Annotated in this window: 19 protein-coding genes and 1 pseudogene; 7 read left to right on the top strand and 13 right to left on the bottom strand. The window is 68.4% G+C overall.

All coding sequences use genetic code 11. From position 1 onward, the window contains the following. Window positions 1-10: 10 nt before the first annotated feature. Genes OL599_RS22275 through OL599_RS22315 form a run of 9 tightly spaced genes read right to left on the bottom strand, consistent with a single transcriptional unit; the run spans window position 11 to window position 8992 of the window. Window positions 11-1006 carry an ABC transporter ATP-binding protein gene (locus OL599_RS22275; RefSeq protein ID WP_264716230.1) on the bottom strand — a complete coding sequence of 332 codons (996 nt, stop codon included), beginning with the start codon at window positions 1004-1006 and terminating at the stop codon, window positions 11-13. A gap of 14 nt (window positions 1007-1020) precedes the next feature. Continuing rightward, window positions 1021-2022, bottom strand: coding sequence for an ABC transporter ATP-binding protein (locus OL599_RS22280; protein ID WP_264716231.1), 1002 nt, complete (start codon window positions 2020-2022; stop codon window positions 1021-1023). Further along, the gene (locus OL599_RS22285) at window positions 2019-2855 is read right to left on the bottom strand and encodes an ABC transporter permease (protein WP_264716232.1); all 837 of its coding nucleotides are present in this window, start codon (window positions 2853-2855) and stop codon (window positions 2019-2021) included. Before OL599_RS22285 ends, OL599_RS22280 begins: the two co-directional genes overlap by 4 nt. Next, window positions 2855-3772, bottom strand: coding sequence for an ABC transporter permease (locus OL599_RS22290; protein WP_264716233.1), 918 nt, complete (start codon window positions 3770-3772; stop codon window positions 2855-2857). The genes OL599_RS22285 and OL599_RS22290 overlap by 1 nt, the downstream gene beginning before the upstream one ends. Continuing rightward, complete coding sequence (locus OL599_RS22295; protein ID WP_264716234.1) at window positions 3766-5205, bottom strand: M20/M25/M40 family metallo-hydrolase; 1440 nt, start codon at window positions 5203-5205, stop codon at window positions 3766-3768. The genes OL599_RS22290 and OL599_RS22295 overlap by 7 nt, the downstream gene beginning before the upstream one ends. Further along, complete coding sequence (locus OL599_RS22300) at window positions 5202-6716, bottom strand: ABC transporter substrate-binding protein (RefSeq protein ID WP_264716235.1); 1515 nt, start codon at window positions 6714-6716, stop codon at window positions 5202-5204. The genes OL599_RS22295 and OL599_RS22300 overlap by 4 nt, the downstream gene beginning before the upstream one ends. A gap of 10 nt (window positions 6717-6726) precedes the next feature. Next, window positions 6727-7398: an RraA family protein gene (locus OL599_RS22305; RefSeq protein WP_264716236.1), complete on the bottom strand. Its 672-nt coding sequence runs from the start codon at window positions 7396-7398 to the stop codon at window positions 6727-6729. Continuing rightward, window positions 7398-8204 carry a creatininase family protein gene (locus tag OL599_RS22310; protein WP_264716237.1) on the bottom strand — a complete coding sequence of 269 codons (807 nt, stop codon included), beginning with the start codon at window positions 8202-8204 and terminating at the stop codon, window positions 7398-7400. The genes OL599_RS22305 and OL599_RS22310 overlap by 1 nt, the downstream gene beginning before the upstream one ends. Further along, window positions 8201-8992, bottom strand: coding sequence for an HpcH/HpaI aldolase family protein (locus tag OL599_RS22315; RefSeq protein WP_264716238.1), 792 nt, complete (start codon window positions 8990-8992; stop codon window positions 8201-8203). Before OL599_RS22315 ends, OL599_RS22310 begins: the two co-directional genes overlap by 4 nt. Window positions 8993-9154: 162 nt before the next feature. On the opposite strand from OL599_RS22315, the gene OL599_RS22320 reads away from it, so the two are divergent. Further along, entirely contained in the window at window positions 9155-10051 is an 897-nt protein-coding gene (locus OL599_RS22320; protein WP_264716247.1) for a LysR family transcriptional regulator, read from the top strand. A gap of 3 nt (window positions 10052-10054) precedes the next feature. Here OL599_RS22320 and OL599_RS22325 read toward each other — a convergent pair whose 3' ends face one another. Next, on the bottom strand, window positions 10055-10210 hold the full coding sequence (locus tag OL599_RS22325; RefSeq protein ID WP_264716239.1) for an ATP-binding cassette domain-containing protein: 156 nt from the start codon (window positions 10208-10210) through the stop codon (window positions 10055-10057). A gap of 61 nt (window positions 10211-10271) precedes the next feature. Further along, a complete protein-coding gene (locus OL599_RS22330) occupies window positions 10272-11861 on the bottom strand; it encodes an ABC transporter substrate-binding protein (protein ID WP_264716240.1) in 1590 nt (529 codons plus the stop codon). Window positions 11862-12275: 414 nt separating this feature from the next. Between OL599_RS22330 and OL599_RS22335 the strand changes: the two genes are divergently transcribed. The 6 genes from OL599_RS22335 (at window position 12276) to OL599_RS22360 (ending at window position 21049) form a co-directional block, all read left to right on the top strand. Then, window positions 12276-13862 (top strand): ABC transporter substrate-binding protein, encoded by a 1587-nt coding sequence (locus tag OL599_RS22335; protein ID WP_264716241.1) that lies wholly within the window; start codon window positions 12276-12278, stop codon window positions 13860-13862. A gap of 31 nt (window positions 13863-13893) precedes the next feature. Beyond that, window positions 13894-14760 (top strand): alpha/beta hydrolase, encoded by an 867-nt coding sequence (locus tag OL599_RS22340; protein WP_264716242.1) that lies wholly within the window; start codon window positions 13894-13896, stop codon window positions 14758-14760. 13 nt (window positions 14761-14773) lie between these two features. Then, window positions 14774-16375 (top strand): gamma-glutamyltransferase, encoded by a 1602-nt coding sequence (ggt, locus tag OL599_RS22345; protein ID WP_264716248.1) that lies wholly within the window; start codon window positions 14774-14776, stop codon window positions 16373-16375. Between the two features lie 450 nt (window positions 16376-16825). Next, a complete protein-coding gene (locus OL599_RS22350) occupies window positions 16826-18376 on the top strand; it encodes an ABC transporter substrate-binding protein (protein WP_264716243.1) in 1551 nt (516 codons plus the stop codon). Window positions 18377-18444: 68 nt separating this feature from the next. After that, complete coding sequence (locus OL599_RS22355) at window positions 18445-20139, top strand: M28 family peptidase (RefSeq protein WP_264716244.1); 1695 nt, start codon at window positions 18445-18447, stop codon at window positions 20137-20139. 100 nt (window positions 20140-20239) lie between these two features. Next, window positions 20240-21049 carry an IclR family transcriptional regulator gene (locus tag OL599_RS22360; RefSeq protein WP_264716245.1) on the top strand — a complete coding sequence of 270 codons (810 nt, stop codon included), beginning with the start codon at window positions 20240-20242 and terminating at the stop codon, window positions 21047-21049. Between the two features lie 170 nt (window positions 21050-21219). Here OL599_RS22360 and OL599_RS22365 read toward each other — a convergent pair. Continuing rightward, window positions 21220-21500: pseudogene (locus OL599_RS22365) on the bottom strand (transposase); the annotation flags it as partial. A gap of 410 nt (window positions 21501-21910) precedes the next feature. Beyond that, a complete protein-coding gene (locus tag OL599_RS26080; protein WP_347403225.1) occupies window positions 21911-22066 on the bottom strand; it encodes a hypothetical protein in 156 nt (51 codons plus the stop codon). Window positions 22067-22079: the final 13 nt, after the last annotated feature.

Here is a 22079-nt window from a genome sequence, read left to right on the forward strand (position 1 = left end):
CTCCTCCGGTTCAGGCGGCCACGAAGCGTGGCGTTGCGGGCAGGGTTTCGGCGTGGTGGCAGGCAACCAGATCGCCGTTTCCAAGATCTCGCAGCACCGGCGGCTCGGCGGCGCAGTGCCCGGTCGCGTGCGGGCAGCGCGAGCGGAAGGCGCAGCCGCCCGCGACAGAAAGCGGGCCCGGCGGCTCGCCGACAACGCCGAGCGGCGGCCGTATTTTCCGCGGCTGCGGGCGCGGAATCGCTGCCAGCAGGCTGCGCGTATACGGGTGGCGCGGGGCCGCGAACATCCGGTCCACCTCGCCCAGTTCGACGATGCGGCCAAGATACATCACCGCCACCCGGTTGCAGAGATAGCGCACCACCGACAGGTCGTGCGAGACGAACAGATAAGTCAGCGCCCGTTCGCGCTGCATGTCGACCAGCAGGTTCAGCACCTGCGCGCGGATCGAGACGTCCAGCGCCGAAACCGGCTCGTCCAGCACCACGAAACGGGGCCGGGTGATCAGCGCGCGGGCGATGGCGATGCGCTGTCGCTGGCCGCCAGAAAATTCATGCGGAAACCGCCGCGCCGCTTCCATCGGCAGGCCGACCGCGGCGAGCGCCTCGGCCACGCGGGCGCGGCGCTCCCGCGACCCGACACCTTCAATCGCGCGCACCGGCTCGGCGAGCGTCATGCCGATCGACAGCCGCGGATTGAGCGATGAATACGGGTCCTGGAAAACGATCTGAATGTCGCGGCGCAGAGCCCGCATGGCCGGCGCCGGCAGCGAGGTGACATCGATCTCGCCGCCGTCCCGGTGACGGAATTGTACCGTCCCACCGGTCGGCTGCTGCAGCCGCAGGATGGCGCGGGCCAGGGTACTCTTGCCACATCCGCTCTCGCCCACCAGACCGAAGGTCTCGCCCTCAGCGATGCCGAAGCTGACTCCATCGACGGCGCGCACCGCGCCCACCTGGCGGCGGAAGACGCCCTTTCGGATCGGGTAGTGCACGCGCAGGTCAGTCACTTGCAGTTGCGTGTTCATGCCGCCACCGTCGCGTGCAGGAAACAGGCCGCCTCGTGCTCCGGCGCGATCGCGGTGAGCGCCGGGCGGGCGGCGAGGCAGCGCGGCATCGCCTCCGGGCAGCGCGCGACAAACGGGCAGTCCGCGTCGGCGACACCGGCCGGCGGAACTTGTCCGGGGATTGGCCGCAGCCGCTCGCGCGGCCCGTCCAGTGGCGGCAGCGAGGCCAGCAAGCCGCGCGTGTATGGATGGGCCGGGGCGGTGAACAGCGCCTCAGCCGATGCCCGCTCGACGATCCGCCCGCGATACATCACTGCCACCGTGTCGGCGTTCTCCGCCACCACGCCGAGGTCGTGGGTGATCAGCAGCGTCGCCATCCCCAGCCGCGCGCCCAACTCGCGCAGCAGCTCGAGGATCTGCGCCTGCACCGTGACATCGAGCGCCGTGGTCGGCTCATCGGCGATCAGCACCGCCGGCGAACAGGCGACGGCGATGGCGATCATCACACGCTGGCGCATGCCGCCCGACAGCTGGAACGGGTAGGCGCGGACGCGGCGTTCCGGCTCGTGGATCCCGACCAATTGCAACAGCTCAACCGCACGGTCGTGTGCCGCCCGCCGGCTGAGGCCCAAATGTGCGCGCAGGCTTTCGGCAATCTGCTCGCCGACCTGGAACGCCGGATCGAGCGCCGTCATCGGGTCCTGAAAGATCATGCCAAGCTGGCCGCCGCGTGCCGCCCGCAGCTCCGCGGGCGACAGGCGGGTGAGGTCGCGCGGCGCGGCGCCCGGCGTGCGCAACAGGATATGCCCCGTGCCCAGGCGCAGCGGCGGCGCCAGCAAGTTCATCGCCGCCAGTGCTGTCACCGACTTGCCGCAGCCACTTTCGCCGACCAGGGCCAACGTGCGCCCGGCATGCAGCGCCAGATCGACGTCGCTGGTGATCCGCCGCGCCGCGCCGCCGAGCGGGGCCAGCTCCACGCCGACGTCGCGCATTTCCAAAACCGGTTCGGCGCCGCTCATCGCAGCACTCCCTGGGTGCGTGGATCGAGCCGGTCGCGGATCCAGTCTCCGATGAAGTTGCAGGCGATCGCGGTGGCCATTATGGCGAGCCCCGGCGAGGTGGTCAGCCACCAGGCGGTGTCGAGTTCGTCGCGCCCCTCCTGCAGCATGCCGCCCCAGGACGGGATCTCTGGCGGCGCGCCGAGGCCGAGGAACGATAGCCCACTCTCCATCAATATCGCGTAGGCGAGTTCGAGGGTGAGGATGACGGTAATCGGGCCCAGCATGTTCGGCAGTACATGCACCAGCAGCGTGCGGCCGAGCGATATGCCGCCGGCTCGGCAGGCCATGACGTAGTCCTTCTCCCGCAACTCGAGCGACAGCGAGTACGACACCCGTGCGAACTGCGCCCAGCGCACCGCCGCGAAACAGATGACGAGGTTGAGAAGGCTGGCGCCGAGCACGCTCATGATCACCAGCGCCAGCAGGATGAACGGGATCGACAGGATCATGTCGGCCAGTACCAGCACCGCCGATTCCACGGCACGGCCGAGGAAGCCGGCGGCGAGGCCGAGCGGCACGCCGATTGCCGCCGACGCCGCGGCCGCGCCGAACGCCACGGTCAGCGCCACCCTTGTGCCGAAGATCATCCGGCTGAGGATGTCCTGGCCCAGCCGGTCGGTGCCGAGCCAGTGTCGGCCGCCATCGCCGGTCGAGAACGGTGGCGCCAGGCTGTTGAGGATGTCCTGGTCGTTCGGATCGAACGGCGCGATCAGCGGCGCCAGTAGCGCGCACGCGATGACGAGGAGGATGATACAGGTACCGAATGCCGGTTTGGCCGGAAGGGACCGCATCAGTCGAGCCGGATCTGCGGGTTCAGGCTGGCGCACAGCACGTCCACCAGCATGTTCACCAGGCAGAAGGTCAGCGTCACCACCAGTGCCGCGGCATGCACCAGTGGAAAGTCGCGTGCATACACCGCGTTGACCGCCAGCCGGCCGACCCCCGGCCATGCGAACACCGTCTCAATCAGCACCGCACCGCCCAGCAGGGCGCTGAGCTGAAGGCCGACCATCGAGACGATCGGCACCGAGGCATTGCGCAGGCCATGGCGGAACAGCACCGAGCGCTCGGAAAGGCCCTTGGAGCGCAGCGTGCGGACGAAGTCCTGGCCGAGCACCTCCAGCATCGACGCGCGGGTGATGCGCTCGATGCGCGCCATGATGTTGAGGCCGAGCGTCGCCGCCGGTAGCACCAGGGCCACGGCGCCGTCCGAGCCCATCGACGGCAGCCAGCGCAGCGTCGTGCTGAACAGGAGGATCAGCAGCAGGCCAGACCAGTAGACCGGCATGGATTGCCCGAGCACGGCAATGAAGCTGGCCAGCGTGTCGATCCAGCTGTTGCGATAGACCGCGGCGAGGATGCCGAGCGGCACCGCGACTGCCAGCCCGAGGGCTATTGCTGCGCTGGTGAGCAGGGCGGTCGCCGGCAGCGCCTCGAGCACGATCCGTAGGGCCGGCTGGTGGTATTTCCAGGACAGGCCGAGATCGCCGGTCAGCGTGTTCCACAGGAACGCCGCGTATTGCGCGGCGAGCGGCTGGTCGAGGCCGAGCTGGTTCGCCAGTGTACGGCGCGCATCCTCGGTCGCGTCCGACGACAGCAGCAGCAGGGTCGGGTCGCCCGAGAGGTGCTGCAGGCCGAACAGGATGGTCATCACCCCCCAGATGGTGACGGAGACCAGCAGGGTGCGGCGGATAAGATACGTCAGCATCGCGGGCCCGTCTTGCCGCTGGCAGCCTGCCGGCGCTGGGCGAAACGATAGAAGAAGCTGGCCATCGACTTCATGAACGGTACGACGTCATCGACCAGGATGTACTCGTCCGGCCCGTGCGATCCGGCGCCATGGCCGACGCCGCCGAACGCGTAGGGAATGCCGATGACGTCGCTGAACCAGTGCATCGGGGCGGCGCCGGCATGGATCGGCAACACCCGGACATCGGGCGCATGGACGCTGCAGGCATCGATCAGCGCCGCCACCACCGGCTCGTCCAGTGTGGCGCGGGATGCCGGATAGGCGGAGCGCAGCAGGACCTCGACGTGCTGGAACCCGCGACGGTCGAGATGCGCGCGGATCAGTCCCAACACGGCCTCTGGCGCCACCCCGGGGACCACCCGCAGATCGGTCAGCGCCCGCGCCGTCCGCGGGATCAGCGTCGCCGCACCCTCGCCCTCCTCTATGCGGCCGGCCTGCAGCGCGTCGATGTTGAGCGTGCACGTCAGCATCAGCTCGGACAGCAACGCTCGGGCGCTGCCGAGATCCTTCAGTCGGGTCACGCCCAGATCGGCGCGGTGGGCGACGGCGTCGAACCGTTGGGCGGCGGTCTCGATCAACGCGAGGTCGGCAGAAGCCGGCGGCGGCACGATATCCGAAAGCCCGTCGACGACCAGCCGGTCCTGCGCGTCGACGAGGCTCGCCAACGCCCGCACCAGATGCCAGGACGGGCTGTCCACCAGCGCGCCGTTGGCGGCATGGATGTCGCCGCGCGCAGGGCCGCCCCAATCGCCGCCGGCGACCCGGAATTCGACCAGCACTAAGCCCTTGAAGCCAAGCCGGATGATCGTCTCGCCGCGGCCGTTGGTGCCGAAATAGGGGATGAACGCGGCATCGCAGGCGGCCAGCGCCGCGCGATTCGCGGAGATGTAGGCGGGCAGGCCAGGGCTGCCGACTTCCTCCTCGCCCTCGATCAGGAAGCGGAAATTGCACGGCAATGCGACCCCCGCTTCGGTAAAGGCACGCAGGGTTGCCAGCGTGCCGATCAGGGGGCCTTTGGAGTTGAACGCGCCCCTCCCGACCAGCCGCTCCCGCCCCTGCGCATCGGTGACCATGTCGGCGGCAAATGGCGGCACGCTCCATCCCTGCTGGCCGGCGGCGGGCTGCACGTCGTAGAGGTCGTAGAACAGCAGCGTCGGTAGAGCCGGGTCCACCACCAGCGTGCCCTCGACGATGGGGAACCGGTCGCCTGGCACCAGCCTGGCATCGGCGCCGAGGGCCGTGAGCGCGTCGCGCACCGACGCCGCCATCGCGGCCACCCCCTCGCCGGTGCGCGATACGCTGGGCTGGCGGATCGCCAGGCGGATCTCCTCTACTGAGGCCGCGCGACGCCCATCTATATGGGCAAGGACACGGGTCTCGGCGTCGGTCATGAGACCTCGCTGGCGACGATCAGGTCGTCCGCGCGCGGACTCCATTTCAGCTCCGGCACCGCGGCGTAGATCACCTCGTCGGCATACAGCGGCACGGCGATCGCGTCGTCGTGGAGCTTGCGAATCAAATCGCCCACGCGGGCTAGCCGCGCATCGCCCTCGGCGTTGCCGGCACGTGCGATCATCGCGTCCAGCGCCGGGTCGCGCCAGCCAGACCAATGACCGCGACTGTCGAAGAAGGCGATGATTTGCGGCAGCGGATCCAGCCAGACATTGCCGTGCGGCTGGATGAACACCGGGGCGACGCGGTTGGTCTTGATGTCCTCCGCGAAGCTACCGTAATCGCTGGTGCGGACCTTCACTTGCAGCCCGATGCGGCGCAATTGCGCGCCGATCGCCAGAGCGCATTCGCGGTCGAGCGGATAGCGGCCCGCGGCACCCGCCAGCTCGATCTCGCGGCCGGCCAACCCCAGCTCCTGAATGATCCGCCTGGCCTGATCGGGGTCGTAATCGAAGTCACCGCGCACATCCTGCGGCACGCCCTGGATGGCCGCGCCGAAGATGCCGCGGACCGGGCTGGCAAACCCTTTCAGCAGGCCGCGGATGATTTCGTCGCGGTTTATGGCGAGCCCGACCGCGCGGCGGAAACGCGGGTCGTCGGCGGGGGCCGCCATCTTGTTGAACTGCACCACCATCACCCGGTTGCTGGCGGTGCGCAGAACCTGCACCGCGCCGGCGCGCTGCAGGGCGTCGGCCTGGTTGGGCGAGATGTTCGTCACCAGCTGGGCTTGCCCGGTCTTGACCGCCGAAATCCGCGCAATCTCTTCCGGGACCGGCCGGATCACCAGCCGGGCGAAGCGGGGCGCTGGTCCACCATAGGTCGGGTTGGCGTTCAGCACGACTTCGTCGTTGCGGCGCCAGTGATCGAGCGTGTACGGGCCGGAGCCGATCGGTGCCTCGCCGAATTTCAGGCCGAGCTTCTCAGTGGCGCGCGGCGGCACAAGCTGCAGATTGGTCATTCGCGCCAGGAACAGTGCGTCGGGCGTCTCCGTCTCGATCAGCGCCGAGGTCGGGCTTTCCACCGTCACCTTGTTCAGCGGCTCGAAGAAGCTGCGGATCGGCGAACGGGTTTCCGGCGCGTTCAGCCGGGCCAGGGTGTATTGCACGCATTGCGCATCGACCGGCTCGCCGTTGGCGAAGCGGCGGTCTGGCCGTAGCCGCAGCCGCCACGCGGTCGGCCCGATGCGCTCGACCGCCTCAGCGGCTCCCGGGCCCACGCCCATATCGGGGCGCCGGGTCAGCACCGTGTCGTAGAGATGCTTCTGGACATTGCCGGTCAGCGTATCCACCCGGTAGGCAGGATCCAGCGAGACGATGTCGCCGGCCTGGCCGATCACCAGCGTGTCGCCCTTCAGCTCCGCCCGGGCGCCGCCCGCCAGCGCGCCCGCTCCGACCGCGACGCCGGCTCCGCCAAGCAATCCCCGCCTGGTCAGTGCTCGTCTGTTCAGCATCATGCGGCTCCTATTTCTGGGTCGCGACGATTTCGGCGATGCGCGCGTTGGTGCCGTTGATGTCGGGCATCCTCTCCCCTGCCTTGATGCGCGCCAGGGTCTTCTTCTCGGCCTGCTGCATCTCGATGGCGCGGTTGGCCGCGGCGGTGATCTCGTGCGCCTTCAGCACCAGTACGCCATTCTCGTCGGCCAGGATCGCGTCGCCAGGTGTGACCGTAACGCCGCCACAGGACACCGGGGTGCAGAATTCGCCGTGCAGGAACAGCCGCTTCCCGGTCACCGGCGACAGTCCACGCGCCCAGACGGGCACGCCGTAGTCGCGCAGCTCGTCGATATCGGTGGCCATGCCGTCGATGATGATGCCGAGGCAGCCGGCTTCCCGCGCGGCGTAGGCGACGCCGCCTCCGCAAGCGGCGTGGCGATGGTCGCCGGCGCGGTCGATCACCAGCACGTCGCCGGCGCGCAGCTTGCCCAGGGCGTAATGCACGATCGTCGTATCCGGGCCAAAGCAGCGGATCGTCACCGCGGTCCCGGCGATACGGTGGCCGGACAGCAGGCCGCGCATGCCGGGGTCCATGAAGCCGGTATGGCGGACATGGCCGATCGTCGCTGGTTCGGCTTGGCATAGCAGCGCCAGCAGGTCGGGCGCCACCGGGGCGGGAAGGGGTTGGATATCGAACATCAGCTCTGCTCCCGGGCTCTCATCGCGCACGCATCGCGGAAGGCTATGACGAAATCGGCACTGGTGGCCACGATATGCTCGGCGATGCGTCGCCCGGCCTCGGGCGAGCACATCGTGGGGTCGCCCGAGACGATGCCATTGTCGGTGAGGTCGGTGACGTCGAGCGGCATGGCGATTTCGATCCCGTGGAACCGCACCCCGGCAAAGCCCGCCGTCTCGAAGCCCATGAACGGCTTGCCGTTGGCCGGTGCCTCCCCGAGGTCGGGTCGGATCGCGTCGGGAAACAAATGCGCGTAGACCGAGCCCACCGGTTCCGCGCCGTGGCCGAAACCCTTTCCCGAGGGCACGCCGTAGGCCTCGGTCCAGACCTGCGGCGTGTGCAGGCGCCACAGGTTGATCGAGGGTACCACGACACCGGTGTCGCGACGGATGCCGCGCGTCACCTGGTCGATCAGCGGCGCATTGCCGCTATGGCCGTTGAGGATCACGAGCCGGTCCAGGCCATGGTCGAGAAAGTTATCGGCGAAGTCGCGCAGCACGGCGCAGAACGTGGGCGCGCGCAGCTGGATGCCGCCGGCGATCGGACGGAAGTAATCGGCGTAGCCGAACGGCAGGGTCGCCGCGGCGATGGCGTCGGCACGCTCGGCGATCCGCCCGGCCAATGCGTCGGTGAGCATGAAGTCGCCCATCGGCGCGGTCGGCCCATGCTCCTCCTGCGAGCCGAGCGGTAGCAGAATCACGGGCTTGTCCGGGATCCGCGCCTCGAACTCCCGGAAGGTCATGTCCTTGAGAAGGAATTTCCTCACGCGGCGACGTCCTTCGCCCGGAACGACTGGCGGAAGGCGCGGACATCGCTGAGCGAGCTGTCGCGCAGCCGGCTGACATCGCTGCCCGCGTTCACGAAGCTGTAGCCGCGGGCGAACATGTCGAGCGCCGAGCAGCCGGGATGCGGCACGGTGCCCATCGGCAGCCCGCGCGCCAGGATGCGTTCCTCGGCGCGCGCGATAAGGGCCGCGACATCGGGGTGCTTGAGGTTGCCGAGCTGCCCGATCGTGCCCGACAGGTCGTGCGGCCCGATGAACATGACATCTATACCCTCGACGGCGAGGATCGAGTCGATGTTCTCAACCCCCTTGGCAGATTCGATCTGCAACGCGATCAGCAGGTTGTCGGCGCAGGTGGCGACGTAGTCTGGCGCCATGCCGTAGTTCGATGCCCGTGCGCTGCTGGCGCCGGCGCCGCGATGGCCGACCGGCGGATAGCGGCAAGCGGCGACCGCCGCTCGGGCCTCCTCGGCGGTTTCGATGCTGGGCACCATCACACCCTCGACGCCGGCGTCCAGCACCCGCTTCAGGTAGACATGGTCGTTCCACGGCACCCGCACGATCGAGGTGCAGGCGGTGGCCGACATCGCCTGTAACTGCGCCAACAGGTTCGACGGCTCGCCGATCCCGTGCTCCTGGTCGAGCAGGATGTAGTCGAAACCGGCGAAGCCGAGCAGTTCGACCACTGCGGGGCTGCCGAGGGCTGACCAGCAGCCGAGGATTTTCTCGCCTGCCTGCAGGCGGCGCTTTGCGGCGTTCGGGCGGTACATCGGAAACCTTTCTGTGACCGGGGAAACGCGACCAGTGATATGACCGGTGAAACACGACCAGTGAAGAGTCCCCCTGCGGTTCGCGCTAATCGCTATTTGGTGCGGAGACATAAGATGCTCTTATGGCCCGCTTGTCGGGAGGTGCGCGTGAATTTGCGGCAGATGGAAGTGTTTCGCGCGGTGATCGAGACGGGCTCCGTGACGGCAGCGTCGCGGGTCCTCCACGTCTCGCAGCCGGCCGTGACGGCGCTGCTGCGCCACACCGAAGATCAACTCGGTTTTCGGCTGTTCGACCGCGTCAAGGGCCGGCTGGCGCCGACCGCGGAGGCGCGCACGCTCTACGCCGAGATCGTCCACGTGTTCGACCGCGTGGACGTGGTCAACCGAGTGGTTGAGGACATGCGCGACTCGCGAGTCGGCACGCTCGACCTGGTGGCGATTCCGGCGCTGGCATTGACTCTGCTGCCGACAGTGATCGGTGCCTTCACAGCCCGTGGACGTCAGGTGCAGATCCGCTTCCACATGCGCACCCGCCAGGAGATGGTGGACCAGGTAAGCAGCGGGGCCGCTGATCTCGGTTTCGGCTTTCTGTCGCCCGCCTCGCCGCGCATCACGATCCGCGAGATCGCGCAAGGCGACCTCGCTTGTATCCTGCCGCGCGGGCATGTGTTGTGCGAGCGCGCCGAAATCAGCGTCGGCGACCTGCGGGGGTATCCGGTGATCGGCTACACCTCCCGCCAGGGCCTGGCGCCGATCATCAACGGCCTGCTGGCCGAGGCACGCGTCGCCGTCTGCTGCCCGATCGAGGTTGGGCTGATTATCAACGCTTGGTCGCTGGTCAGTCAGGGCGCCGGGATCGCCATCGTCGATCCTCATTCCGGCTACCAGGAGCTGTTCCCGAACGTCGTCAGCCGGCCGCTGCGGCCGAAAATCTCGATCACGCTGGAAGCGCTGCAGGCCGCCGATCGACCGCTGCCGCGCCTGGCGGCCAGCTTCCTCGCCCATATCGATCGCGTGCTGAGCGGCAGAGCAGACAACGCGACACGCCGGCGAGGCTAGATCCTATGTTCGCACCACGGGATGCGCGGCCAGGACCTGCGCGATCATCACGAGTTGCCTTTGCCCGCCGCTCATCTTGCTGATCCGGCGATCTGCAAGATCCGCGATGCCGATCTCGGCACCATACCGCACGCTCAGACCCCGGGTTTGCAGGAACATCGTGTGCGCCCGATCGACAGGATGAGCCATGCAAAGCCGATGTCGTACCGCGGCGCACCGGCTACGCCTTGCTGATGTTCCAGAACGCCAGCACGTTTGATTTCAGCACGCCGGAGATGTTGCTGCGCCACAGGAACGGCTGGATGAACTGGCCCAGCGGGACGTACGGCACGACCTCCCATAGGCGGCGATGCATGTCCTGCAGCAATGCCATGCGAGTGGCGGGATCCGGCTCACGAATGTAGCGCAGGCGCATGTCCTCCTCGGGCTGGTCGCACGGCCACCCGTAGAAATTCTTGCCGTCACACGTGGTGATCGTCGACGGGCTGGTCAGTGGGCTGGAGAGTTGGGCGCCGTTGGCGCTGGTGTGGAACAGGTTCCATCCACCCTGCGCCGGTGCGTCCTTCTTCTGCCGGCGCGTGGCGACGCTGCCCCAATCGGAAAGCTGCAGGTCCACCTTGAAGCCGATCTTCTGCAGTAGATCGACCGTGACCAGGCTGAGCCGCTGATAGGCCGGAATATCCGACCCGCCGATCAGCACGACGGGTGTGCCGGCATAGCCGGATTCGCGGACCAGCCTGCGCGCGAGGTTGAGGTCGGGTTTGCGGAATGCCTCGGAACCGACCTCGGTTCCGTTGGGGCTGCCGCAGACCCAGAACGCATAGCATTCGCGCCAGTTCTTCGCATCGCCATACGCCGCCGACATGTAGTCGACCTGGTTCATGGCGTGCGCGACGGCCTGCCGCGCCCTGACGTTGCTGAATGGCGGCCACAGCGAGTTGAAGCGCAGCACCGCGTAGGATTCCAGTGGCCAGACCTCGCCGATAACGATGTTGGGGTCGTGCTCCACGGTCGTCAGAAGATCGAGCGGCGGGGCATCGAGCATGTCGACTTCACCCCTGCGCAGCGCCGTGAATGCGACCGACGGGTCGGGGATGATGATCCACTCCACGCGGTCAACCTTTGCCACCTTGCCGCCAGCAAAGCCGCTGGCAGGCTCGGAGCGCGGGACATACCCGTCGAATTTCTCATAGACCAGTTTCGCCCCCGGTCGGTACTCAGCCTCGACGAAGCGGAAAGGGCCGGAGCCGATGCGGTCGCGCACCGGAATGAATGGATCGGTGAGCGCGTCCTTCTCCCGCATGATCGCGCCGACGACGCCGTTGCTGCCGCCGAGCAGGAATTCCGTGAAGGCGAACGGCTGCTTCAGGCGGAGGGTGAATGTGCCGTCGTCGATCCGCTCGTAGCCATCGATCAGGTTCGCGAAGATCTGGTTCTGGGTGTCGCGCACGAACATGCGCTTCAATGAGGCGATAACGTCGCGCGTGGTCACCGGCGTACCGTCGTGAAACATCAGGCCGCGGCGCAGGGTGAAGGTGTAGAGCAGCTTGTCGTCGGAGGTTGACCAGGTATCGACCATCTGCGGGCGGACGTTCATCTTGTCGTCCCAGCCGAACAACTGGTCATAGATCATGGCGCCGTGCATCGAGGTATTATTGACCTGGGCGAACACGGGATCGAAGGATTGCGGCTCCGCCTGGGGCACCACGCGCAGCACCTTGCGGACTGGCTGCGCCGGGGCGCGGTGAATCCCAGCGCTGGTCAGGATGGTTGCCGCGGCGCCCGCGGCGAAGCTGCGGCGACGGAGCATTGCTCTCCTCCTCGGTGTACCTGCCGGGATTCTGCAAGTGGCGCGATGTTCAGCCGGTTTGCGGGAGGCTGCAAGGAAAACCGTCCAGCGCCCGCGCGAGTAACGGCCAACCCGCTTCAGCCAGGCGCCCGGTGCCGGCCTTCCGGCCTGGATGTCCTGGGCAATCAGCTCGGCGACGGCGTACCCGCGCCCGGGGTCGCGAGAATGGTCTCGGGCGGGATCGTTCCCGGATGGGGCGGCGGCGGGATCCAGCTTCATGCGTCGGTTCGCGGTTTCGCGGATTGTGGATTGGTACCAATTTTGGCTATAACGTATTTATGGCAAGTTGCCGCAAAAACAGTACGGCCCCGGAAACCTCCGGATTGCTCCGGCCGCAGAACGCTTGGGAACAGAGAAATGGATCTGGATCGTCGCTTGCTTCTCAGACTGGCCGGTATCGGCGGCATCGGCCTGGCCTCGCCGCTTGCGCTTCGCCCGCACGCCGCCTGGGGCCAGGATGCGGCGTCCACGCTGCGCATCGGCATGGCCGCGCCGAACACCACGATGGACCCGCATCTGCAAAGCAACGCGCCGAACAACGCGGTGGCCACGCATATCTTCGACTCGCTCATCGTGAACGACGAGGCCTCGCGCTCGCAGCCCGGTCTCGCCCAGTCCTGGCGGGTTGTCGACGACACGCACTGGGAATTTTCCCTTCGGCCCGATGTGCGCTTCAGCGACGGCACCCCGTTCACCGCCGAGGACGCGATCGTCTCTTTCGACCGGGCGACGAACCTGCCCAGCACCAGCTCGTTCCGCACCTATACGCGCAGCATCAAGTCCATGCAGGCGAAGGGGCCGCACACGCTGCTGATCGAGACGCGCGCGCCCGACCCGCTGCTGCTGAACTCGCTGAGCCGTATCCGCATCATCAGCGCGAAGTTCAAGGACGCGACCACGGCCGACTACAATTCCGGCCGCGCCGCCATCGGCACCGGCCCGTTCGTGCTGGCCGAGTTCGCATCCGGCAGCCGCGTGACGCTGGACCGCAACCCGAATTACTGGGGGCCGCGCCTGCCGTGGAGCCGGGTGGTGCTGAGCATCGTGCCCGCCACCGGCGCCCGGCTGGCCGGCCTGCTGGCCGGCGACCTCGACATGATCGAGGCAGTGCCGGCCGAGAACGAGGAGCGCATCAAGGCCAGCGGCAACCTGCATTTGATCAGCGGCATTTCCAGCCGCCTGGTGTATTTCGCTTTCGACCAGGAGCGCGACCAGGCCACCTTCATCACTGACAATGACGGCAAGCCGCTGCCCACCAACCCGCTGAAGGATCTGCGCGTGCGCCAGGCCCTGTCGATGGCGATCAACCGGCAGGCCATCGTGGACCGGGTGATGGAGGGCAACGCCGTCATCGCCTCGCAATTCCTGCCGAAGGGCGGCTTCGGCACCTCGCCGGCGCTGGCGCCGGAGACATACGACGCGGTGCGCGCCAAGGCGCTGCTGGCCGAGGCCGGCTATCCGAACGGCTTCCGCATCACCCTGCACGGCCCCAACGACCGCTACATCAACGATGGCAAGATCGTGCAGGCGGTGGCGCAGATGCTGACCCGCATCGGCATCCAGACCCGCGCCGAGGTGATGCCGTGGACGGCCTATGCCGGCCGCAGCGACAAGGCGGAATTCAGCATGTTCCTGAACGCCTGGGGCGTGAACACCGGCGAGACCTCCAACCCGCTGGGGGCGATTGCCGCCACCTATGACCGCGAGTCCGGCCTGGGCGTGGCCAATAGCGGGCGCTACAGCAACCCGAAACTGGATGCACTGGTGAAGCAGGCGCTGCGGACCATGGACGACAAGGAGCGCGGCCGGATGCTCGCCGAAGCGAGCGAGCTGCTGTTCCGCGACGTGGGCATCGCGCCGCTGCATCACGAAGTCTCGATCTGGGCGGCGCGCAAGAACATCACCTATGCCACGCGGGCCGACCAGTACACGCTCGCCATGGGCGTCGGCCAGACCGCCTGACCTGGCCATCTGCCGACGGGAATCCCTGACCATGTCCAGCACCGCAGCGCCGGAGCTTGCCGCCGAGTCCGCCGATCGTGCCCGCGCCATCTACGATCTTGGCAACACCGCCATGTTCGCCTGCAAGGCCGATCCGCGCTTTCACTACTGCCTCTATGTTCCGCCCGCCGTTGGCAAAGGCGGGAAGGTGGAGCTGCTGGTGGCCGTGCACGGCACCAGCCGCACCTCGTTCCTGGAGTTCCGCGACGGCTTCGCCGAGTTCGGGCGCTGGAACAATTGCGCCATACTGTGCCCGATCTTCCCCGTGGGCGTGCGCGGCGACGGGGCGCGCAGCGGCTACAAATACATGGCCGAAGGCGACATCCGCTACGACCAGGTGCTGCTGTCCATGGTCGAGGAAGTCGCCGGAAAATACCGGCAGGACTGGAGCCGCTTCGCCATGTTCGGCTTCTCCGGCGGCGGCCATTTCGTGCACCGCTTCGCCATACTGCACCCGCGCCGGCTCTGGGCCGCCTCCATCGGCGCGCCGGGTTCGGTGACGCTGCTGGACCCGGACCGGGACTGGTGGGTGGGCGTGCGCGACTTGCAACAGAAATTCGGCATCGCGTTCGACGCCGAGGCGCTGCGCCGCGTGCCCGTGCAGATGGTGGTGGGCGACGCCGATCTGGAAACCTGGGAAATCACCCACAAGGAAGGCGGCGCCTACTGGATGCCCGGCGCCAACGATGCCGGCCGCACCCGCCCGGAGCGCCTGCGCGCGCTGCAGCAATCCTTCGAGGCGGCGGGCGTGTCGGTGCGCTTCGACCTGCTGGCCGGCGTTTCGCACGAGCGCATGAAAGTGCTCGGCCACGTCAAGGATTTCCTCGCCGACCATCTTGCCCGCATGCGCCGGGGCTAGGCCCGTGAGCGGCATGATCGTGGCGCCGCAGCCCGAGGCGGCGGAGGCCGGGGCGCTGGTGCTGAAGCGCGGCGGCAACGCGGTGGACGCGGCCATCGCCGCCGCCTTCGTGCAGGGCGTGGTGGACCCGCAAATGTCCGGCATTGGCGGCTTCGGCTCGATGCAGGTGTTCGTGCCCTCCCGCGGCGAGCATCGCATCCTCGAGTTCTACGCCCGCGCGCCGCTTGCCGCCCGGCCGGACATGTGGGCCGACAAGCTGACCGGCCAGTCCCAGGACGGGTTCGCCTTCCTGCTGAAGGACGGCCTCAGCGAGATCGGCTACCTGGCCGCCTGCACGCCCGGCAGCCTGAAGGGCTATGCCGAGGCGCTGTCGCGCTGGGGCACGATGGATTGGGCTGATGCCATGGCGCCTGCCATCGCCCAGGCGCGGCGCGGCTTCATGGTGCGCCCGCACGTCCACTGGTACTGGTCGCAGGACCAGAGCGCCAGCGAGCAGGTCAACACCATCGACAAGCTGCGCTTCAGTGCCACGGGGCGGCGGATCTATTTCCACGCCGACGGAAGCCTGAAGCGGCCGGGCGATCTTGTGCTGAATCCGGACCTGGCCCGCACGCTGGAACGCATCGCCCGCTCGGGCGGCGCCGATATTTTCTATCGCGGCGAAATCGCCGAGGAGATCGCGGCGGATTTTGCGGCCAATGGCGGGCTGATCGCGCGCGAGGACCTGGCGCGCTACGAACTATCCGTCGCCGACCCGATCTGGGGCGAATATCGCGGCCATCGCATTTCCACCAGCCCGCCACCGGCCAGCGGCATGTCCATGCTGCAGGTCCTGCACATGCTGCAGCATTTCGACCTCGCGGCACTCGGCCATAACAGCGCGGAACATATCCGGCTGCTGGCGGAGGCGATGAAGCGCATGACCATCGACAAGGACCGCCACATGGGCGACCCCGCCTATGTCGACGTGCCCGTCGAACACCTGATTTCCGTCGAATATTGCAGCAGCCTCGCCGACAGCATCCGCGCCGGCGAGCGCGCGCGGGTCAGCCGGCTGGAACGCGCTTCGCAGCGGGAGACGACGCATATTTCGGTGGTGGACCGCCACGGCAATGCCGTCGCGCTGACGCACACGCTGGGCAGCCCCTCCGGCGCCATCACCGAGGGACTGGGCTTCATGTACAACGGCACGATGAGCCGTTTCGATCCGCGGCCGGGCCGCGCCGCCTCGATCGCGCCGGGCAAGCGGCGGGCGAGCTCGGCCGCGCCCACCATCGTCTTTCGTGGCGAGGCGCCGTTCGTCGTCATGGGCGCGCCGGGCGGCAGCTACATCGCGCCGGCCATGGCGCAGGGAATCATGAACGTGATCGATTTCGGCATGACCATGGCCGAGGCGGTGGCGGCGCCGCGCGTGATGGCCGTGTCCAACGCAATCGGCGTTTCCAACCGCGTGCCGCATTACGTGACCAACGCGCTGGAGGCGATGGGCTACACCGTTGCGCGCTCCTGGCAGAGCTACGCCTTCGCCGCGCTGCACGGCATTCGCATCGACGATGGCGTGTGCTCGGGCGGCGCCGATCCGCAGCGCGACGGCATGGCGCTGGCCGTGGACTGAACGCGGCGTCCCCCGGCGTTACCGCCGGTCGCGAGTGACCGATGGGCCGCCCGGGACATCGAGCATAGCCACTACCGCCGCGGCGACGTCCGCCAGTGCCGTGGCACCCAGCACCAGCGCCTCGGCATGTGATGCGTGGGCATTGTCCTGGAACCAGGAGACGTGCGCCCGGACGGCAGCATAACCGCGCCGGGTCCCCGTTCTCAGTCGGGCAACGATCTCGACCAGTTAACGTGACACTGTCGCGCCGAGGCCGAGCAGCCTCGTCTGGTGTTGCGGCGAGACCGCTGACGGAACCGGTTGCCGGGGCGGGGCGAAGGTGTTACGAGGGCTTCGGAAAAATGAACCGTCGGTTCGTTTCTATCGAAAGCCGATCAGGAACGTCCCGCGGTGCTGGCCAGCCCTGTCGGAGAACCGCCGCTCATGGTCAAACTTGCCACCCGTCTTGTCATGGCCGCGTTGCTCGCGCTGCCCGCCCAGGCGCAGGCGCAGGAACTGCGCATCGGCATGAAGGCAGCGATCGACAGCGCCGATCCGCATCTGCTCTACACCCCCAGCCGCACCGTGCAGCTGCATGTGTGGGAGCCGCTGGTGGTGCAGGATGCGCAGCTTCAGCCCACGCCGGGCCTCGCTTTGTCGTGGCGGCCGATCGGGCCGACGAGCTGGGAGTTCATCCTGCGCGAGGATGCGCGCTTCACGGATGGCAGCCCGCTCACGGCCGAGGACGTGGTGTTCTCGATCCGCCGCGCCCAAACCATCGAGGGCATCCGAACCTATCGCGCCTATCTGCGCGAGGTCGCCTCGGTCGAGGCGGCCGGGCCGCACCGGGTGGTGGTCCACACCGCGACCCCGACTGCCCTGCTGCCCAACAACCTCTCCACCTTCGGCATCGTCTCGGCCCGCGCGGCGAAGGACGCGACGGCGCCGGATTTCAACGGCGGTCGCGCGGCAACTGGGACCGGTCCCTATCGTTGGGGACAATGGCTGCCCGGCCAGCAGGTGACGCTGGAGCGCAATCCCGCCTATCGCGGCGGTGCGGAGCCCTGGTCGCGCGTGACCTTCCGCTTCATGGACAATGACAGCGCCCGCGTGGCGGCCTTGCTCTCAGGCGATGTCGATGTGGTCGATGCCGTGCCCGCCGGCCTGTATGGCCGCGTCGGCGATGGCAACCGCTCCCGCCTGGTCACAGCGACCTCCCTGTTCCTGCTTCAGCTCACGCTCGATCAACGGCCGCAATCGGGCTTCGTCACCGACCTCGACGGCAACACGCTGGCCGAGAACCCGCTTGCCAAGAACGCGGTGCGGGCGGCGCTCAACCTTGCGATCAACCGCGCGGGCCTGGCCGAACGGGCCATGGAGGGCGGGGCGGTGGCGGCGAACCAGTTCGCGCCGCCTGGCTTTATCGGCCATGTCGCCGATCTGCCCAAGCCGGCCTATGACCCCGCCGGCGCGCGCCGGCTGCTGGCCGAAGCCGGCTATCCCCAGGGCTTCGGCCTGACGCTGCACTGCCTGAACGACCGCTTCGCCGGCGACACGAAAAGCTGCCAGGCGATCGGCCAGATGTTCTCCGCCATCGGCGTGCGCACGAAGATTGAGGCGCTGCCGTCGTCGATCTTCTTCCGTCGCGCCCAGAGCGGCGCCAACGGCGAGCCGGAGTTCAGCGCGTCGCTGAGCATATTCGGCAGCGCCGCCGGCCTGCCGGACAATGCCTTCACCTCGCTGGTGCAGAGCTACGACCGCACGCGGGGGCGCGGCGTGTCGAATCTGGGCCGCTACAGCAACCCGAGCCTCGATGCGCTGATCGACGGCGCGGCCGCCGCGGTCGATCCGGCTGCGCGGGCGGCGAAACTCACGGAGGCGACGCGTCTCGTCTTCACACGCGATCTGCCGATCCTGCCGCTGTTCTACCTCAAGGCCGCCTGGGGCATGCGCACGGGGCTGACACTGCAGCCGCGCGGGGACCAGTACACGCTCGCCACGGGCATCCGCCCCGCGCCTTGATGTGCGGTGGCGGCGCCCCGGCCCAGGGGCGCTCCTCGCCGTCGACCCGCTGTTCTGACGAGGTTCCGATGCGTCCTGTCACGCCCGCCGGACTTGCCACCGCCGTCTCGGCCACGACCATGTTCGAGACGCTGGAGGGCCTGGCACGTCATGTGAAGCTCGCCGGTACGACGGCGGAGCTGACCAGCCTGCGCGGCCTCGAGGGGCTGCTTGCCGGCCTGGGCTACCGAACCACCCTGCTGCGCCATCCGGCCTATATCAGCCTGCCCGCCGCCGCCGCGGTGCTGGTCGACAACGAGCCGCAGCCCTGCATCACGCATTCCTTCTCGCAGCCCACGCCCGCCGCTGGACTGACCGCGCCGGTGGTCGACCTGGGAGGGGGCACGCCGGCCGATTTCGCCGCGCATGACCTGACCGGCTGCATCGCGCTCATCGAGGGCATGGCGACACCCGCCATGGCGGCGCGTGCCAATGCGGCCGGCGCGCTGGCGCAGCTGCACATCTCGCCCGACGCGCATCTGCATGAGATGTGCATCTCCCCGGTGTGGGGCAGTCCCGATGAGCAGAGTCGCGCCGATCTGCCGCGCTGCGTCGCGCTGACCGTGGGGCGCGCGGCCGGGCTCGCCCTGCGTGCGCGGCTCGCCGCCGGCGCGGCGCCGGCCGTTACCCTGCACGCCGCGGTCGATACCGGCTGGCGGGAGACGCCGATCCTGGTGGCCGAGATGGACGCCCCGGGGGCGGGGCCCGAGGCGCCTTTCGTGATGTTCTCCGGCCATCACGACACCTGGCACCTGGGGGTGATGGACAACGGTGCGGCGAACGCCACCATGGTGGAGGTGGCGCGCCTCTGCGCCCTGCATCGCGATGCGTGGCGCCGTGGCCTGCGTCTCTGTTTCTGGTCCGGGCATTCCCAGGGCCGATATTCCGGCTCGGCCTGGTACGCCGATGCATTCTGGGATGAGCTTGACCGGCGCTGCGTGGCGCATGTGAACACCGATTCCACCGGCGGGCGCGGCGCGGACCTCGTCAATCAGTCCGGCGCGGCTGCCGAACTCTGGGCACTTGCCGGCGAGGCCGTGGCGGCGCAGGCCGGCCAAGCCTATGCGCGGGCGCGCCATGGCCGCAATGGCGACGAGAGCTTCTGGGGCGTCGGCATCCCCTCCATCTTCAACAGCCTGAGCCATCACCCCGCCCCGCCCGGTGCTGCCGGCGAGGGGCACATGAAGCTCGGCTGGTGGTGGCATACGCCGGACGATACGCTGGACAAGATCGACGCCGACACGCTGGTGCGCGACACGCGGATCTTCGTCCATGTCGTCTGGCGGCTGCTGACCGATCCGCTGCTGCCGCTCGATTATGCCGAGCACGCCCGCGCCTTGCAGGCGGAGCTGGCGCGGCTGCAGGCGAGCCTGGGGGACGCCCTGGACCTTTCCCTGCTGGCCGATCGCGCCAGGGTGCTGGCGCAAGCGGCAACGGCGCTGCGGGCCCGGGCCGCCGGGGCAGGCGAGGCTGGCTTGGCGCGCCTCGATGCGGCGCTGATGCGCGCCGGCCGTGCTTTGGTGCCGATGGACTACACCCGGGGCGACCGCTTCCGCCCCGACCCGGCGCTGGAGCAGCCGGCCTGGCCGAGCCTGCAACCGCTGCGCCGCCTCGCCGCGGCGCGCGGCACCGCGGAGGCGCCGTTTCTCGCTGTTTCGGCGATGCGAGCGCGCAACCGCCTGGCGCATGCACTGCGGCAGGCGATCGAGGCGCTGGAAGGCTGATCCGCCGGGGGAGGCGCCGCCTGATCGGCGCGCCCGGTCATTTCCCTCCTCCGGCGCCTTCTGCTACCGACACCGGAGGAAGGGAGCCAGCCGGAACGTGATGGCACGACCGCCCAGAGAGGAGAGCGCCGCAGCGGCCGACGAGGCGGCGGACGACGGGCCGAACTACATCATCGCCGCGGTGGACCGGGCGCTGCGCCTGCTGGGCATTGTCGGGGACACCCCGGGCCTTGGACTGTCCGAGCTGGCGCGGTTGTCGGGCAACACGAAGGCGCGCACCTTCCGCCTGCTGCAGACCCTCGAGAATGCCGGCTTCGTGCAGCAGCGGCTGCCCGAAACCGATTACTGGCTGGGCCCCCGGGCGCTGCGGCTGTCGCTGCACGCCGCGGCCCAGATCGACATCGTGCAGCTCGGCCAGCGGGTGCTCGACGCCATCGGCCCGCGCTGTGAGGAGACGGTGCAGCTGCGCGTGCGGCAAGGGTTGGAAAGCCTTTGCGTCTGCAAATGGGAGACGCAGCGCATCGTTCGCTACCATGCCGAGGTCGGCCAGGCTTCCCCGCTGCATGCGGGGGCGAGCAAGGTGCTGCTGGCATATGCGCCGGCCGCCGTGCTGGACGTGGTGCTGGCATGTCCCCGCCAGCGCTACACCGACACGACGCCGGTCGAGGCGGCCGATCTGCTGGCGGCACTCGACCGTATCCGCGTTAGCGGCCATTGCATCAGTTGCGGGGAAGTGGCGCCGGAGGCGTTCTCGGTCGGCGTGCCGGTGCGCGACGCGACGGGGCAGGTTGCCGCCGCACTGCTGATCGCGGCCCCGCTGGCGCGGGTGGCGAAGGCGCGTGTGCCGGAGCTGCTGGCGCTGGCCGAGGAGGGGGCCGCAGCGCTGTCCCGCGCACTGGGCCATGGCTGAGGGCGCTTATGTCAAGAGTGGCGTGCGGCGCCCCCGAATCTGTGGGGTACGCGGTTCGTTGCGGCCTGGCCCAAGAAGCCCGCAACGAAAAGGAAGCGGGTGCCCGCTGCTGGCAAGGAGAAGCCCGCAACGTAGGCCACCAGACGAGGGCCCCACGATACAGAACGTCGCTTGTCCAACGCATCCGTCGAGTGGATCCTGGCGCGGTGCTGTGCGGGGAACCCATGTAGGCCAGAACGGCGGTCTCGGCCTCGTCCATGAAGGTCGCCAGCTTGGGCACACGGGGACGGGCCTGGTCGGCCACGTGGCGCCACTGCGTGCGAGCGGCGAGCGCGTCGGCCCGGGCAAACGCGGTTGCCACCCAGGCAGAGACGATGCTGTGCTGGGCCTTGCCGGCAAAGGCCAGCGCGTCGACGCGAAGCGCGCACGATGGGTTGCGCATGAAGTGTAGAAGCACGGACTTGATCTGACAGTCATTGGATCTGGCGTGGTGGGTGTCGCCGGATCGAGACTGTCAGCAGCTTCAGTCATGCAGCTCTGGCCGGGTTCTGTTTTTCGCGCGCCACGTGGATGGTGTCGAGAAGAGTCTGCATCGCGGCCGCACGCAAGATCGCCGTCATACTGCACCGCATCTGGATGGACGGTACCGCGTTCTGGCGGACTCGCGAGGCGGTCAAGACGGACCGACGCGCGGACGCCACACCAACTCCGCTCCGGCGGGGGCGCTGTCGTTGTCGGGACGGCGGGTGGAGATGACCGTGCAGAGGCTGTGGGCCGGTCTCCGCATAGGCCGGATAAGGTCGCTTCACACATCGCGGTGTCGCACCCCTTGTGTCCTCAGCGGCACGCGCACGGGCTTCATCACGTGACAGTCTCGAGCCGGCTGAACCGTACCGGGATCAGCTCGTGAATACGAATATCTCCAGCCACGCCCTTGTCGATGACCGTGAGAAGCTGCGTCTCAGCAGGACCCACCGGCAAAATCAGGCGCCCACCTGGCTTGAGCTGTTCGAGCAGCGCCGGCGGTGGC

The organism is Limobrevibacterium gyesilva (assembly GCF_025989185.1).
GTDB lineage: Bacteria > Pseudomonadota > Alphaproteobacteria > Acetobacterales > Acetobacteraceae > Limobrevibacterium > Limobrevibacterium gyesilva.